The organism is Corynebacterium sp. HMSC074C04 (genome assembly GCF_001838295.1).
Classification (GTDB): domain Bacteria; phylum Actinomycetota; class Actinomycetes; order Mycobacteriales; family Mycobacteriaceae; genus Corynebacterium; species Corynebacterium amycolatum.
In genome coordinates this window covers 1,243,469-1,259,522 of the sequence record NZ_KV836272.1, presented here as the reverse complement: position 1 = coordinate 1,259,522, position 16,054 = coordinate 1,243,469, and the positions used below count along the sequence as shown (strand labels likewise).

At 60.9% G+C, this 16,054-nt stretch carries 14 protein-coding genes, 1 tRNA gene, 1 other RNA gene and 1 riboswitch; all 16 genes read left to right on the top strand.

Annotated elements, in window-relative coordinates; translation table 11 throughout:
* The coding region (locus HMPREF3011_RS11505; protein WP_246821512.1) for a glutamate--tRNA ligase family protein at window positions 1-603 on the top strand (603 nt) is incomplete at its 5' end.
* 401 nt (window positions 604-1,004) lie between these two features.
* Window positions 1,005-1,457, top strand: coding sequence for a flavodoxin family protein (locus tag HMPREF3011_RS09950; RefSeq protein ID WP_070841469.1), 453 nt, complete (start codon window positions 1,005-1,007; stop codon window positions 1,455-1,457).
* 38 nt (window positions 1,458-1,495) lie between these two features.
* A complete protein-coding gene (locus tag HMPREF3011_RS09945; RefSeq protein WP_049181409.1) occupies window positions 1,496-2,752 on the top strand; it encodes an Nramp family divalent metal transporter in 1,257 nt (418 codons plus the stop codon).
* A gap of 115 nt (window positions 2,753-2,867) precedes the next feature.
* A riboswitch (SAM riboswitch) is annotated at window positions 2,868-2,988 on the top strand.
* A gap of 10 nt (window positions 2,989-2,998) precedes the next feature.
* Entirely contained in the window at window positions 2,999-3,352 is a 354-nt protein-coding gene (locus tag HMPREF3011_RS09940) for a hypothetical protein (protein WP_070841468.1), read from the top strand.
* A gap of 123 nt (window positions 3,353-3,475) precedes the next feature.
* Window positions 3,476-4,996, top strand: a complete 1,521-nt coding sequence (locus HMPREF3011_RS09935; RefSeq protein WP_070559676.1) for an AMP nucleosidase — start codon at window positions 3,476-3,478, stop codon at window positions 4,994-4,996.
* 120 nt (window positions 4,997-5,116) lie between these two features.
* Window positions 5,117-6,295 (top strand): HNH endonuclease signature motif containing protein, encoded by a 1,179-nt coding sequence (locus HMPREF3011_RS09930; protein ID WP_049181418.1) that lies wholly within the window; start codon window positions 5,117-5,119, stop codon window positions 6,293-6,295.
* A gap of 37 nt (window positions 6,296-6,332) precedes the next feature.
* Window positions 6,333-6,542, top strand: a complete 210-nt coding sequence (locus HMPREF3011_RS09925) for a heavy-metal-associated domain-containing protein (protein ID WP_038627335.1) — start codon at window positions 6,333-6,335, stop codon at window positions 6,540-6,542.
* 24 nt (window positions 6,543-6,566) lie between these two features.
* Window positions 6,567-8,765, top strand: coding sequence for a heavy metal translocating P-type ATPase (locus tag HMPREF3011_RS09920; protein WP_070841467.1), 2,199 nt, complete (start codon window positions 6,567-6,569; stop codon window positions 8,763-8,765).
* A gap of 3 nt (window positions 8,766-8,768) precedes the next feature.
* Window positions 8,769-9,116 (top strand): metal-sensitive transcriptional regulator, encoded by a 348-nt coding sequence (locus HMPREF3011_RS09915; RefSeq protein ID WP_070628716.1) that lies wholly within the window; start codon window positions 8,769-8,771, stop codon window positions 9,114-9,116.
* 198 nt (window positions 9,117-9,314) lie between these two features.
* A tRNA-Ser gene (locus HMPREF3011_RS09910) sits at window positions 9,315-9,400 on the top strand.
* Between the two features lie 203 nt (window positions 9,401-9,603).
* Entirely contained in the window at window positions 9,604-10,953 is a 1,350-nt protein-coding gene (locus HMPREF3011_RS09905) for an extracellular solute-binding protein (protein WP_070841557.1), read from the top strand.
* Complete coding sequence (locus tag HMPREF3011_RS09900; protein WP_049181424.1) at window positions 10,954-11,871, top strand: carbohydrate ABC transporter permease; 918 nt, start codon at window positions 10,954-10,956, stop codon at window positions 11,869-11,871.
* 12 nt (window positions 11,872-11,883) lie between these two features.
* A complete protein-coding gene (locus HMPREF3011_RS09895) occupies window positions 11,884-12,723 on the top strand; it encodes a carbohydrate ABC transporter permease (RefSeq protein ID WP_210401652.1) in 840 nt (279 codons plus the stop codon).
* Window positions 12,724-12,741: 18 nt separating this feature from the next.
* On the top strand, window positions 12,742-13,899 hold the full coding sequence (locus HMPREF3011_RS09890; RefSeq protein ID WP_070841465.1) for an ABC transporter ATP-binding protein: 1,158 nt from the start codon (window positions 12,742-12,744) through the stop codon (window positions 13,897-13,899).
* An 83-nt stretch (window positions 13,900-13,982) separates the two neighbouring features.
* Window positions 13,983-14,077: signal recognition particle sRNA small type (gene ffs, locus HMPREF3011_RS09885), an RNA gene on the top strand.
* A gap of 328 nt (window positions 14,078-14,405) precedes the next feature.
* Window positions 14,406-15,875, top strand: coding sequence for a SulP family inorganic anion transporter (locus tag HMPREF3011_RS09880; RefSeq protein WP_070841464.1), 1,470 nt, complete (start codon window positions 14,406-14,408; stop codon window positions 15,873-15,875).
* Window positions 15,876-16,054 lie beyond the last annotated feature (179 nt).

The window sequence follows — 16,054 nt, the reverse complement described above, 5'->3', positions numbered from 1 at the left end:
TCCGCGCCCCATGGCGTGCCAGGTCAGTATCCCGGCACGTGCCGTTCGCTTGACGACGAGCACCTCTCCGCGAAGAAGGCCGAATTTGCGGCGGCTGGGAGAAGGCCGTCGTTACGCCTGAAATCACAGGTGTGTGAGGGGACTGCGACCGATGAGCTGCATGGCGAGATTACCGCCCCGATCGATGACTTTGTCCTCCAGCGTGCCGATGGCATGTGGGCCTACAACCTCGCGGTCGTCGTCGATGATGCCGAGCAGGGTGTGACCGAGGTTGTGCGTGGCGATGATCTGATGTCCTCCGCCCCGCGCCAGGCGTACTTGGCTGGTCTTTTGGGGTATGCGACGCCTTCGTTCGTGCACGTTCCACTGGTGGTGAACTCTAAGGGGCGCCGGTTGTCCAAGCGTGATGGCGACGTGACTCTCGGCGAGGTGCCCGCGGATGCAGCGCAGCGGTGGATTCTGGGTTCGCTGAGTGGCGGTGGCGGTAACGGCAGTGATGGTGGCGATGGTAGTGATGGCGGCGCAGAACTTGACTCCATCGCTGACCTCCCGGAAGCTCTGCGTGCGGGTCTGGAAATTCCTCGCGGACAGGTGATTTTCTAGGGCCCGCCGAGAACTACGGCTAGTGCATACGTTAGGGGCAAGAGTGCGAAAGCAACTAGTGCCGTCGTAATTACCAAACCGTTTGACCGGGCTTTTAGCGCTGTTAGGAAGCCGATTAGGCCGAATCCGAAGACTCCGACAGAGAGGGGTATTGTCCAGGCATCGGAGAGTGCAGTGCTGACGAAAAACAGTCCAATGTAGCAAGTCAAGGCTAAGAGGAGTGTGGCAGCGGCGAGATTGTGGAAGCGATTCATCCTGGTGTCCTACTTCTCTATTCTCGTTGTTTGCATAGTTTATCCAGCACATTAATCGGGTTGGCGCTGCCTAGAGTGTGGTTCGCGCCGGGGTCTAGCTCGAGAAAAGCCACCGCACTCTCACTTTGACTTCGTTACCCTCGGGACATGCCTACTCTTCTTGTCGTCCACCATTCCCCAACCCCGCTCCTGCAGGAAGTCTTAAGCCACGTGCTCGAGGGCGCCAACGATCCCGCGCTAGAGGGCGTGGATGTCAAGGTCGTCGAGGCTCTCGATGCCACCATCGACGACCTGACCAGTGCTGACGCCATTCTGCTCGGCACCTCCGCCAACTTCGGTTACATCTCCGGCGCGCTGAAGCACTTCTTCGACACCACCTTCCGGGAGGCGCAGGAAGCCACTAAGGGGCTGCCATTTTCCTACTGGATCCGCGGCGGTTTCGACACCACCGGCGCGGAAAATGCCATGAAAACCATCACGACCGGCTACAAGTGGGAGCTTGCGGCCGAACCCGTCGTGTTTGTCGGTTCGCTTGACGACGAGATCTCCGACCGCCTGGTAAATCTCGGTGGCACCATGGCTGCACAAATCTTGGGTTGATTGAACAATTGGTATCAATGTTGTGAAATAATGGTCCCATGAATGATTCAGGGACACAGGGGTCGCAAGTGACGTCGTCAAGCAAGCCCATGATGAGTCTGCTGGGGCCTGCGTTTGTGGCGGCGATTGCCTACGTGGACCCCGGAAATGTGGCTGCGAACCTGTCTGCGGGGGCTAGCTACGGGTATCTGCTGCTGTGGGTGCTGGTGGTGTCCAACCTCATGGCGATGGTTGTGCAGTACCTGTCGGCGAAGTACGGCCTGGTGACGGGGCGGTCGCTGACCGCAGGCGTTGCCGACCGCTTTGGTTCGAACCGGCCGGGGCGACTGGCGTACTGGGTGCAGGCCGAGATTGTGGCGGCAGCGACGGATGTGGCGGAAATTATTGGTGGTGCCACGGCGCTGTATCTGCTTTTCGGAACGCCGATGCTGCTTGGCGGCGTCATTGTCGGCGTGGTCTCGCTGGGGCTGTTGCTGCTGCAGGGTGGGCGTTCGCAACGCACTTTTGAAGGCGTGATTGTGGCGTTCCTGCTGGTCATTACGGTGGGGTTCCTGGCCGGGCTGTTTGTCACGGGCTTGAGTCTCGGGGAGATGGCCAGCGGAATTCTGCCACGCTTCCAGGGTGCGCACACCGTGGTACTGGCGGCGTCCATGTTGGGTGCGACCGTGATGCCGCATGCGGTCTACCTGCACTCCGGGCTGGTGCGCGACCGCGAGTACAAGGTGGAAGATGATGCCTCGCTGCGCCAACACCTGCGTGCCACGCGTATCGATGTATTCGGTGCGCTCGTGCTGGCTGGGTCGGTGAATATTGGCATGCTGTGTCTCGCAGCCGAAGCACTTCCGGGAGTGGAGGGGACCGACTCCATCGAAGGCGCGCACGCCGCCGTGACCAGCGCGCTCGGCCCTGTAGTGGGCGTGCTTTTTGCGGTTGGGTTGTTGGCCTCCGGGCTGGCGTCGTCCTCCGTCGGCTGCTACGCCGGCGACCTGATTATGCGCGACCTACTGAAGGTGCACGTGCCGATGCTGGTGCGCCGCATAGTCACCATCATTCCGGCGCTGCTCATTATCGCCAGCGGCGTGGAGCCGACGTGGGCGCTGGTGCTCAGCCAGGTGGTGCTGTCGATTGGTATCCCGTTTGCGCTGGTTCCGCTGGTGCGCATGACCTCCTCGCATGCCGAGATGGGTATCTGGGCCAACACCCCGCTACTGCGCCGGGTCGCGTGGGTTATCTGCGGACTCATCATCGCGCTCAACGTGGCGCTGGTGGTTCTGGTGCTGATGGGGAAGGGGTAGTCAGCGGGCGAGGTGGAAGGCGGTAGCTTTCGGGAGTGGAAGGTGGGGGCTTCGTCGTAAAGCGTGCGGGAGATGGTAGACAAAGCTGTCTAGTTGGTGTTAGGGTGGGCGACACGATCACAAGATATCGACGAGAAATGGCCTTTGACAGCGTCGATAGGCAACCGCCCGATTCGCGGACCCGGTGCCCCAAAGGAAGATCAGCCCCACAGACCGCCTGCGGGGAAGAGCGAATAGGAGCGCCAAATGCACACCACAATCAGCGACGTCCACATCATCCACCTCAGCCGTCACACCGCTGACCTCCTCGTTGACAGTCGGCCCGTCGCCATCCGGCTGCAAGAAGCCGACATCGACCCCCACTCCCGGAATCTCGTCCAACTCCCCGTCGACCCCGCCTTCTACGCCACCCTCCGCGGCCAACAACGCGCCGACTACCTCAGCGCCCACGTCCGCGACGGCGTACGCTACGGTCGCATCCTCTGGCATGAGCTTGACGACGGCCGCCACTTCCTCACCATCCCCACCGTCGGTGGCTACCACGTGCACCAGGTCTTTGAAGTCCGCCGCAGCCGTGAGGGAGTGTGGAGTCGGCACTGAGCTTGGTGCAGTGAGCTTCGCGTGATGGATGCGGCATTGCGTGGATGAGCGCGGCGCGTGCATGAGCGTGGTGATGAGCGCGGCGCGGATGCGAGCGGGAAACTCTCCGCCTAGCCTTGGGATATGCAGGTACGAGACTCCGCAACACCCCCGTTCTGGCCCACCGAAGGCGAAGGCGATTTCTACACCGACGCCGCCGCAGCCGTCGACCGGCTCACCGAAATCCACCGAGCGGGAATGGCCTACCTAATCGAGCAGTACACCGCCGCCACTAACGGAAATTCCGGGAGTGGGCCGGTGCGCGCCTACTACCCCGAACTACGCTTCACCGTCCCAGCCGGCAGCGCCGTCGAGGATGTCGACCCCTCCCTGTCACACGGCTTCGTCGACCGCCCGGGAGTGTACGCCACCACCATCACTCGCCCGGTGATGTTCCGCACCTACCTCATAGAGCAAATCACCGACCTGCTCACCAACCACGGCGGCGAAGTTGAGGTGCGCGTCTCCGACCAGCCCATCCCACTCCGGATGTGCCGCGGCTTCGATGCGGCCGCCGAGGAAGCGGCGAGGAGGGAAGGGGCGTCGGCAAGCATGTTGGCGGCAGTGGAGAAAACGTTTACCCCCATCGACTCCGCCTGCATCGACGACACCATCGCCGACGGTGAAGCCGATTACCTGGGCCTTCTCGTCAAACCCTTGAGCCTCTTTACCGCCCAGCGCATCGACCTCGCCCTCCAGCGCCTTGAGCACTACACCGGGTCGCACGCCGCAAACATCCAGCGCTTCGTACTGTTCACCAACTACCAGCTGCACACCGACGTGTTCCTCGAATATGCCGCCACCCTCACTCCCGGAAATCCGCACGGGTACACGGCGCTGGTGTGCCCGGGTGGGAAGCGCTACGACATCGGCGCCATCCCCACTCCCGGAATTTGCCGTGAGCACGCGCACGCCTCGCAGATGCCGGCGTACCACCTGCTTCGCGACGACAAATGCGGCATCACCATCATCGACATCGGTGTCGGCCCCTCCAATGCCAAAACCATCACCGACTGCCTCGCCGTCACGCGCCCGCACTGCTGGATGATGGTCGGACACTGCGCCGGCCTCGACGGCCGCATGCGCATCGGCGACATGATTCTCGCCAACGGTTACGACCGCGCTGACGGAGTCCTCGATAACTACGTGCCCCTGGAAAAGCCCATCCCGCCGATTGCGGAAATTCAGCTCGCCGTCACCAACGCGCTCGCCCGCGTCTCCGGGCTTTCCGGCGACGAACTGAAAAAGCGCCTGCGCACCGGCACCGTGCTGTCGACCTCCGATCGCAACTGGGAGTGGCGCTCCCAGACCGACCTCTACCGGGAGCTGCAGAAATCCACCGCCATCGGCGTCGAAATGGAATCCGCCACCATCGCCGCCAACGGCTACCGCTTCCGCGTGCCCTACGGCGCGCTGCTCAGCGTCTCCGACATGCCACTGCACGACAAACCCAAACTCCCGAAATCTGCCCGCGAGTTCTACCAATCCTCCAAGGAGGAGCACCTCATGGCCGCCGTGCGCGCGTGCGAGGACATGGCCACCGCTCCCGACACCCTCCACTCCCGGAAGTTGCGTCGGCCGGTGGGAGAGGTTGCGTTCCGGTAGGGCACTTTCGGGAGTGCGTCGTCAAGCCCGTTTGTGCAGATTGTGCATGCTTTACGACGGCTGTGGACAACGCCAAAAAGCGATTGGAGCCGTCCCCTCCCGGACGCTAGCCTTAGCCCCATGACGACATTGGGACTGCTCAGCGCGCTGGCGACACGGGGGATTGACGTGCTCGCCGACCTGCGCGCCGCACTCCCGGAAAAATCCACCGGGCACCGGGAGTTGGCGGCCAGCATCGGCTTCGACCCCTTCCGGCTCAAGCGCCTGCTGCGTTGCGCCGAGCGGCTGTTCGGCACCGTCGAGAAGGATGTTGATGTCGAATCCCGCGACAAAGCCGTCGCGATTGCCCGGGAGCTAAAGCTGTCGCTGGACACGGTCATGCAGATCGACAAGCGCTCCGGGCAGCTCAACAATGTCGAAATCCGGGAGTACTACCGCCTGGACTTCACCCGCGCCGCCGCGGCCTACGACTTCGAGGGCCTCGACACCTACATGCGGACCAAGGTCAAGGAGCTCAACCGCACCGACGAGCCGCCGCAGCACCTGCGCGCCCACGTCTCCCGGAATCCGGACATTCGCGGGATGAAGCACCTGCAGGTCACCGGTCCGGCGAACATGATTGACGACCTGGTCGCGCCGCTGACCGTGCGTGCAGCCGAAATCGCCAAAGCGCACGAGGACTACACCCGGGATCGGTGCGTCGGTCAAGCGCTGGCAGAGCGCCTGGCGCACGGGTCGGAAGGGCCGCTTGACGACGTCGATAAGCTCCGTTACCAGCCCGCGCTCATCGTAACCGCGCAAGACATCGTGGAGTACAGCCCGCGGTTTGCGGCGACCTCCAACGGCTCCGTCCTCACTCCCGGACAATTCGTCGAGGCGCTGCTCGCAGACACCGGCTGGGTGCTGGTCTACGACGAGCACAACACGCCGACCGACCTACTCCCGATGCACAACCCGCGCCTGGCGACGGAGGAGCAGCGCATTGCGATGATCCTCGACAACCCCATCTGCGCGTGGCCCGGGTGCCCGCGCCCCGCCCACGCCGGGCAGGCCCATCACCTGGTCGCCAGGAAAAACGGGGGCGCCACGACCATGGAAAACATGGTTATGACCTGCAAAGAGCACAACGCCGCCAACGATGACGACAGGCAAGGCCTCAACGGGCACCTCGAGCGTGACGACGGCTCCGGCGCGGTCTACCGTCACCCGCCGTCTCCGCACGCGCCGCCCGAATTCAACCTTGCCTTCCCGACAGCTCTCGCGGGGCGGGCCTACTCGGGCTACCGTCAGCGCGAATAGCTTTACATATATACCCGTAGGGGGTATATGTTGGGGTATGGCTAATCAAACTTTTACTGTTACTGGCATGACATGCGGGCACTGCGAGGCGTCGGTGCGGGAGGAAGTCTCTGAACTCCCGGGAATCACCGATGTCCAGGTTGACCGCTCCCGGAATTTCCTCTCCGTGACTTCGGAGGCAGACATCGACACCGCTGCCGTAATCGCAGCAGTGGATGAAGCTGGCTACAAGGCGGTCGCAAACTAACCCCCCAAAAAAAGAGGAAAGTAGATGTCCGAGCAGCAACTTCTCACTCTTGATATCCCCGTCGGCGGGATGACGTGTGCGTCGTGCGCAAACCGTATTCAACGCAAGCTGAACAAACTTGATGGAGTTAACGCGAGCGTGAACTATGCGACCGAGAAGGCGCATGTGGAGGCGCCGGCGGACATCAACCCGCAGCAACTCATCGACACGATCGTGGCGGCAGGTTACACCGCTGAGCTTCCGCAGGAGGAGTCCGAACAGGAACCGGAAGCTGCTCCCGAAGAAAAAGACCGGGAGCTGCAGGACCTGCGCAATCGCGTCGTCGGCGCTGTCATCCTCACGGTTCCCGTCATCGCGATGTCGATGATTCCTGCCCTCCAATTCACTAATTGGCAGTGGCTGTGCCTCACGCTCTCGGCGCCGGTCTTTGTGTGGGCCGGCTGGCCGTTCCATCGCGCGACGCTGAAGAACCTGCGTCATGGTGAAGTCACCATGGACACGCTGATCACCATGGGTACGACCGCCTCGTTCCTCTGGAGCGTCTGGGCGTTGTTCTTCGGGCGCGCCGGGCTGCCGGGGCTTAAGCACGAGTTCCACTTAACGGTCACTCCCGGCGATGCTGATATGAACATCTACCTCGAGGCGATGGCCGGCATCATCATGTTTGTGCTGCTCGGTCGTTATTTCGAGAAGCGTTCTAAGCGCAATGCTGGTCAGGCGCTCCGGGAGTTGATGAAGCTCGGCGCCAAGGAGGTCTCCGTTCTCGAAAGTTCGGGAGTGGAGAAGCGGCTGCCCGTGGAACAGCTCCGCCCGGGAGTGGTGTTCGTCGTTAGGCCTGGTGAGAAGATCGCGACGGATGGCGTTGTCGTGGAGGGCGCGTCGGCGGTGGATGCGTCGATGCTGACCGGCGAGCCGATGCCTGTCGAGGTCGGCCCTGGCGATGAGGTGACGGGGGCGACGATTAACACGTCTGGGCGGTTGCTCGTGCGGGCGACGCGCGTGGGCTCGGAGACGCAGTTGGCGCAGATGGCGGCGATGGTCGAGGCGGCGCAGACGGGCAAGGCACCGGTGCAGCGGCTAGCGGACCGGGTTTCGGGAGTGTTCGTGCCCGCCGTCATCGCGATCGCCGCGGTCACGCTCGGTGGGTGGTTACTCACGGGGCACGGCGCGAGTGAGGCGGTCACGGCTGCGGTCGCCGTGCTCATCATCGCGTGCCCGTGTGCGCTTGGCTTAGCGACGCCCACAGCGCTCCTGGTCGGCACGAGTGAAGGTGCCAAGGCGGGTGTGTTGTTGCGCGGCCCGGAGGTGCTGGAGTCGGCGCGGAAGGTCGACACGGTTGTGCTGGATAAGACCGGCACGGTGACTACGGGTGTGATGGAGGTGACGGAGGTTCCTCCCACTCCCGAAAATCTGGTGCCGCTTGCCGCTTCGGTGGAAGCGGCGTCGCACCACCCGATTGCGCAGGCGATTGTGCGTGCGGCGGATCCGGATTCCCTACTCCCGGTTTCTGATTTCCGGGATATTCCGGGAGTGGGGGTTGAGGGCACCGTAGACGGCCACCGCATCGAGGTCGGCCGCTCCGGGGAAAATTCCGGGAGTGGGGGGACGGTGGTTGCGGTGCGCCGCGACGGCGAGCTCCTGGGCACGTTGGAGGTGTCGGATTCGGTGAAGCCGACGTCGGCGGCTGCGGTCGCGAAATTCCGGGAGTGGGGAGTGCGGCCGATTCTGCTGACCGGCGACGCCGCCGGCCCTGCGTTTCGCGTTGCGGATAAGGTCGGTATTGCTCGCGAGGACGTGATTTCGGGAGTGATGCCGGAGGATAAGGTCGCGATGATTGAGAAGTTGCAGGCCAGCGGCGCGTCCGTGGCGATGGTCGGCGATGGCATTAATGATGCTGCGGCTCTTGCGCAGGCGGATTTGGGCATGGCGATGGGCACGGGCACCGATGTGGCGATGGAGGCCGCGGATATCACGCTGGTGCGTGGTGATTTGTTGGCGGCTGCGGATGCGCTGCGGTTGTCTCGCCGGACGCTCCGCACGATTCGGTCAAATCTTTTTTGGGCGTTTTTCTACAACGTTTTGGCAATTCCTGTCGCCGCACTGGGGTTGTTGAATCCGATGTTGGCTGGCGCTGCAATGGCGTTTTCGTCGGTTTTTGTGGTCGGCAACAGTCTGCGTCTGCGCGGTTTTTCTCCGAGTCAACTAGATAATCAAAAGGAGTAACTCATGAGTGAGTCTTGTTGTTCGTCGCAATTGCATTCGCTTGACGACGGTTCTTGCTGTCATGACACCACTGATCCCGGTTATCTCTCGGAGAAGCGGCGTTATGAGTCCCGTATTCGTCGCATTGAGGGGCAGGTTCGTGGCATTGGTCGGATGATTGAGAACGAAGAGTACTGTATCGATGTTTTGACCCAGATTTCGGCGGTGAATTCGGCGTTGAAGTCGTTGGCGTTGACTCTTCTGGATGCTCACCTTCATCACTGCGTGGTGCATGCGGCTGAGGGCGGCCCGGAGGAGTTGGATGCCAAGCTGGAGGAGGCCTCGGCGGCAATCGCTCGGCTGGCTAAGTAACTCCCGGAAAAATTCCGGGAGTGGGGTGGCCGTCGTGAAGCGAAACGGCGGTCAGCGGTCGGTGGTCGGGTGCCGTCTTTTGCTTTCGGTTGTTGGTTGCACTGGTGGTGTCGATAGTGCCACTTGAATTCTACGTTTCCCCTGTTCGTCGGCGTGTTTTGGGAAAATCGGATTTGTTGGGTAGTCTTTAACGACGTTGGAGGATTCGACTAGCGGCCTATGTCACACGCCTGGAACGCGTGCGGGAGTCACATCCCTCGTGGGTTCAAATCCCACATCCTCCGCAGATTGAAAACCCCCGGTTATCGCCGGGGGTTTTCTTATGTTTTCAGCCATATACGCCACTCCGGAGTACAGTTAGTTTTGTACGTCGAAGCACGGAGTGGTCATTATGTTTAATAAGCGCCCGAGAATCCGAAGAGCCGGTCGCGACCGTACAGGTGCTCGTTTCGGCTCTTTAGGTTCTGGCCGGAAATTACGAGCTGCCATCGCGGCGGTGTCGGCTGTATCGCTCGCCACGCTGGTGGCGGGTTGTGGTTCGGAGGCTCAGCAGGATTCGGCGCCGGTACTGCGGATTATGGGTCCGGCGGATGGTTCGGATCAGTATGCGCAGGCGGCGCAGAAGTGCTCGGATGCGTCGGGCGGGAAGTATCGCCTGGAGTATGACATTTCGGCGAAGCAGACTGATGATCAGCGTCTTCAGTTGGCTCGTCGCATTGTGGGCGGGGATTCCTCGTTCGACATTATGGGCCTTGATGTGACGTGGACTCCGGAGTTCGCGGAGGCGGGCTGGGCGCTCCCACTCCCGGAAGATATGGCCGAGCGCGTTACGGAGGGTACCCTGTCGGGTCCGTTGGACACTGCGACGTGGCAGGATCAGCTCTACGGGGCGCCGTTGAATACGAATACGCAGCTCCTGTGGTACCGAAAATCGCTGGTAGATGGCCCGCCGAAGACGTGGGATGACTTAATCGCGACGGGGGAGAGGCTCGCCGATGAGGGCAAGGCGTCGATGATTGGCGTCCAGGCTGCCCAGTTTGAGGGCTCGGTGGTGTGGCTCAATTCGATGACAGCGTCGGCGGGCGGTCAGCTAGTCGCACCGGATGGGCAGTCGGTCACAATTGCGGATAACGATGCCGCGGAGCGCGCCTTGAGCACCATGCATCGCGTGGCCACGGCGAAGGGGCATGACCCGTCGATTTCGCAGTCGGATGAGAACCAGGCTCGTCTGGCATTCGACCGCGGCGATGCATTTGCGCAGGTGAATTACCCATTCGTGTATGCCGGTGCGAAGGAGAAGGCGGAGTCGGGAAATCAGGTGGCCAAGGAGGTCTTCGAGGACATGGCCTGGACCACCTACCCGGCGATGGATGAGGGCACACCGGCGCAAGTCACGATTGGTGGGCTTAACCTTGCGGTGCCGTCGACGTCGAAGCACCCGGAGCTCGCTTTCGAGGCCATCGACTGCCTGCGCAATGAGCAAAACCAGCTCAACAACGCGTTGAAGGGTGGTCTGCCGCCGACGTTGACGAAGCTTTACACGCAGGCCACGGATGAATTCAAGGAGGAATACCCGTTTTACCGCGAGATTTACGAGCAGTTGAACACGTTGGAGGAATCCGATTCGGCTGAGCTGTCGCAGGAGGAGCGGGCGCTGTTGCCGTCGCCACGCACGGCCGGTGTGGTGACGCGCCCGAAGTCCCCTGCGTACCAGTCGTTGTCGATTTTGATGGCGTCGCACATTAGTCCGCCGGAGGAAGTTGATGCGAAAACGCTGGTCGGCACGCTTGATGAGGAGCTTCAGGCGGCCGTGAACTCGGAAGGCCTGGTGCCGTAAATGTCTGATAAATCTACGAAAACTAAGTCCACGCTTTCCGACGGGCGCCGCGCCGAGCGTCGCCTCGGTCTGCTGTTGGTGGCTCCTGCGCTGATTTTGATGCTGGCGGTGACGGCGTACCCCATTGGGTACGCGATTTGGCTGTCGCTGCAGCGCTACGATCTGCGTTTCCCCGATGACCGCGAGTTTATCGGTCTGCAGAACTACGCATCCGTGTTGACCAGCAGTTATTGGTGGGAAGCGCTGGGCGTGACGGCTTTTATCACGCTGGTTTCGGTGGCGGTTGAGCTGGTGCTTGGCATGGCTATCGCGATGGTGATGTACCGCGCGATTTTCGGCCGCGGCCTGATCCGCACGGTGGTGCTGATTCCGTACGGCATCGTCACGGTGGCGGCGGCGTACTCGTGGAATTACGCGTGGACGCCGGGGACGGGGTATCTCGCCAATTTGCTTCCCGACGGCACCGCGCCGCTAACGGAGCAATGGCCGTCGATATTTATCATTATCGGTGCTGAGATCTGGAAGACGACTCCATTCATGGCGCTGCTGCTTCTTGCGGGTCTGGCGCTGGTGCCTGACGACGCGCTCAAGGCGGCCGAGTTGGATGGCGCGGGCTTCTGGCAGCGCTTTTTCAAGATCACGTTGCCGCTGATGAAGCCATCGATTGTGGTGGCTCTGCTGTTCCGCACTCTGGATGCTTTCCGAGTGTTCGACAACATCTACATTCTGACCAAGGGCAATAATGGCACTGGTTCGGTGTCGATTCTGGGTTACAACAACCTGTTTAAGGCGTTCAACCTGGGTATTGGTTCAGCAATTTCGGTGTTGATCTTCGTGTGCGTGGCGCTGATTGCAATTGTGTTCGTCAAGGGCTTCGGGGCCTCGTCGCCAGGCGCGGCCGCGGGCAAGAATAATTAGGAGGCGATTGCAGTGCACAACACGGATAAGACACCGAAGCAACGCGTCGCATGGACAATCGGCATCGCTTTGGTGGTCATTTACGCGCTGGTGCCGGTGCTGTGGATTGCCAGCTTGTCGTTCAAGCCGACAACCGATCTGCACGATGGCCACTTCATCCCGCGCAATTGGACGTTGGATAACTACCGCGGCATCTTCCAGACCAGTGAATTTACCCGCGCGCTGATCAACTCGATTGGTATTGGGCTGATCACAACGCTGCTGGCGGTTATTGTCGGCACGATGGCGGCCTACGCAATCGCTCGCCTGGAATTTCCGGGCAAGTCGGTGATTTTGGGAGTCTCGCTGCTGATTGCCATGTTCCCGCAGGTCTCTCTGGTCAGCCCGTTGTTCGACATCGAGCGCAAGCTCGGTCTGTTCGACACCTGGCCGGGCCTGATTCTGCCGTACATCACTTTCGCACTCCCGATGGCGATTTTCATTCTGTCCTCCTTCTTCCGGGAGATCCCCTGGGAGCTGGAGAAGGCAGCGCAAATGGATGGCGCGACCCCGTTCCAGGCATTCCGCCTGGTGGTGGTGCCGCTGGCGATTCCGGGAATCGTCACCGCTGCAATTCTGGTATTCATCTTCGCGTGGAATGACTTCCTGTTGGCGGTGTCGTTGACCTCGACGGAGGCGGCACGTACGGCACCGGCGGCGATGGCGAACTTCACCGGCTCGTCGCAATTTGAGGAGCCGACCGGTTCCATTGCTGCTGCCGCGATTGTCATCACCATTCCGATTGTCATCTTTGTGGTTATTTTCCAACGTCGAATTGTCGCTGGTCTTACCTCCGGCGCAGTGAAGGGCTAAAGAAGGTTAGAGCTAAAAATGGCTGAAATTGAACTAAAGCACGTGTACAAGCGCTTTCCTGATGGTCACATCGGTGTGGAAGACGCGAATCTCAAAATCGACGACGGCGAGTTCATCATCCTCGTCGGCCCCTCCGGTTGCGGTAAGTCGACGATGCTGAACATGATTGCAGGGCTGGAGGACATCTCCGAAGGTGACCTGCTCATCGACGGCGAGCGCATGAACGATGTCGCTCCGAAGGACCGTGATATCGCCATGGTGTTTCAGTCCTACGCGCTGTACCCGCACATGAACGTCCGCGAGAACATCGCTTTCCCGCTCAAGCTGGCAAAACTGCCGAAGAAGGAGATCGAGAAGAAGGTCAACGAGGCCGCCGAAATTCTCGATCTGACGGAGTTCCTCGACCGCAAGCCCGCGCATCTCTCGGGTGGTCAGCGTCAGCGCGTGGCGATGGGCCGCGCCATCGTCCGCCGACCGAAGGTCTTCCTCATGGACGAGCCGCTCTCAAACCTGGACGCCAAGCTCCGCGTCCAGATGCGCACCGAAATTGCCCAGCTGCAGGAACGCCTCAGCACCACCACTGTCTACGTCACACACGATCAAACTGAGGCCATGACGCTGGGCGACCGCGTCGTTGTGCTGAAAAAGGGCGTTATCCAGCAAATTGGCGCTCCGCAAGAGCTCTACCACCGACCGGTCAACGTCTTCGTCGCCGGCTTCATCGGCTCGCCCGCCATGAACTTCCTGCCTGCTACTGTGCTTGACGACGGCCACAGCGTCGACACCGCCCTGGGCCACCTGCCACTCCCGGAAAAGTTGGCTCCGGGCCGGAAGGTTATCGTCGGCTTGCGACCAGAGGCCTTCGAAGATGCCGTCCTGACCGGCGACAGTTGCGATGCACCAACAGTCGAGGTCGAGGTGTCCGTCCTGGAGGCGATGGGCTCCGAGCAGTTCATTCACTTCCCACTCCCGGAAATTGATTTGAAGGGTCATGCCGCAGCTGAGGAGGCTGGCCTGGCGGATAACCCGCACGCCATGTTGGTGGCTCGAGTCGATGCGGAGTCGAATGTGCGTCGAGGTCAGAAGATTACGTTGGCCATCAACACGGACAAGTTGAATGTCTTTGATTCTGAGTCGGGTGAGAACTTGGCGTTGAAGGCTAAGAACCAAGACTAAAACTGTCGGCCAAACAGTGGCGTGACAAAGTGTCGGCCTGACAGTGGCGTGACTTTTTGTACGTAGCTGTAGTAGGCTGTCTTCACGGATCCCATGTGGCGTCCATCTCGTGAACTCCCCCAGGGCAGGAATGCAGCAAGGGTCAGCGAGCTCTGACGGGTGCGTGGGGTCCCCTTTTTTATCCCCGGCGTTCTTCTGGCACTTGTGGCAAGGTTTCGGGCACTTATCGACGGTTTCCTGTGACCTATCGATGTTTTTCGGCACTTATCCCCGCGATATTGGCCAGGCCATTTCACCTATCGATGAGCTATTCACTTATGGCCACGCTGCAGCGCATCGATAGGTGGATACCTTGGCCACAAGTGGTTGCGTTTCGCGTTCGCTGGTCTGGAAGAATACTGAGCATGAGCGATGCCAACGACATGCGAGTGCCACCACAGGCAACACGAGAACCGCTAGAAACTCCAGAACCACAACAGCCACAGGCCCGAGAAGTCCCAGCCCCGATGGGCGTGTGGGACTCCTTCCGGTTCGCAGTTTCTTCACCGAAGCGCCTGCGCACCGAGCTGCTGGCCGGCGCAGCGGTGTCGTTCGCGCTAATCCCCGAGGTCATTTCGTTTTCCATCTTGGCGGGCGTGGACCCGGCGGTGGGGCTGTTTAGCTCGGTGATTATGGCCATCGTGATTGCCTTCACGGGTGGTCGCCCGGCCATGATTACCGCTGCCGCTGGTTCGGTTGCGCTCGTCGTCGCGCCGCTGTCGCGGACGTACGGGATGGATTACCTAATCCCGACGGTGTTGCTCGCGGGCGTGTTGCAGATTGCTTTTGCGGCGTTGGGGATCGCTAAGCTGCAGCGTTTCATTCCCCGCGCGGTCATGATTGGCTTTGTCAACGCTCTGGGCATCCTCATTTTCACCGCGCAGCTCGAGCATCTCATCGATGTGCCATGGCTAGTATATCCGCTGGTCGCCTTGGGTATTGCAATTATGGTGTTCCTGCCCCGTGTGTTCACCGCGATTCCGGCTCCGCTGGTAACGGTGCTCGTCGTCACGCTTGTTGCGGTGTTGGCGGATTGGCGCGTGCCGAACGTGAGCGATATGGGTGAGCTCCCGGAATCCCTCCCGCAGCTGCTGATCCCGAATGTGCCGCTGACCTGGGAGACTCTGCAGCTGATTGCGCCGTATTCGGTTGGCGTGGCGATCGTCGGCATTATGGAATCACTGATGACGGCGAAACTCGTCGACGACATCACGGACACGCATTCGGACAAGACCCGCGAGACGTGGGGGCTCGGTGTCGCGAATATCGCGGGCGGTTTCTTCGGCGGTATCGCTGGCTGCGCGATGATTGGTCAGACGATGGTGGGTGTGAAGGAATCGTCGGGACGCACTCGCTTGACGACGCTCTTTTCCGGCGTCTTCCTGCTCATTTTGGTCCTTCTGCTCAGTTCCGCAGTCGGTGCGATTCCGATGGCGGCGCTGGTCGCGGTGATGGTCGTGGTGTCGGTGGACACGATCGATTGGCGCTCGATCTCCCCGCGGACATTGCGCCTGATGCCGCGTTCGGAGACGGTGGTGATGCTGGTGACGGTCATCGCCACGCTGGCGACGGATAACCTTGCCATCGGTGTGGTTTCGGGCGTGGTCGTGGCGTCGCTGATGTTCGCGCGCCGTGTCGCTCACCTGGTCAGGATCGAAGTGCTTGACGACGACCCCAGCGCCCACTCCCGGACGTACAAGGTGCGGGGTCAGCTGTTCTTCGCCTCCAGTAACGACCTGGTGTACCAGTTCGACTACACCGATCCTGCGCAGCGGATTGTCATCGATATGTCGGAGGCCGAAATTTGGGATGCCTCTACGGTGGCGGCGTTGGATTCTGTGCGGGTCAAGTTTGCTGACCGGGGCAAAGAGGTGGAAATTATCGGCTTGGAGGGGCCGAGTAAGCAGCGTCTGGATGCGCTGTCGGGGAAGTTGTAGAAATCCCAATCCGGAGTATGCCTTACACTTAGTTGCAAAGCCAGATGCGGCGCGGGGAAAGGTTTTCCGTGCCAGGTTTGTCAGGTTTTAACTTATGTCCGATACCTGGGAGGGTGCGTACACCATGGCCGTGGATTCCTTTGATGTTCAGCAGTTGGCGGCACACAAGGATGAGTTTG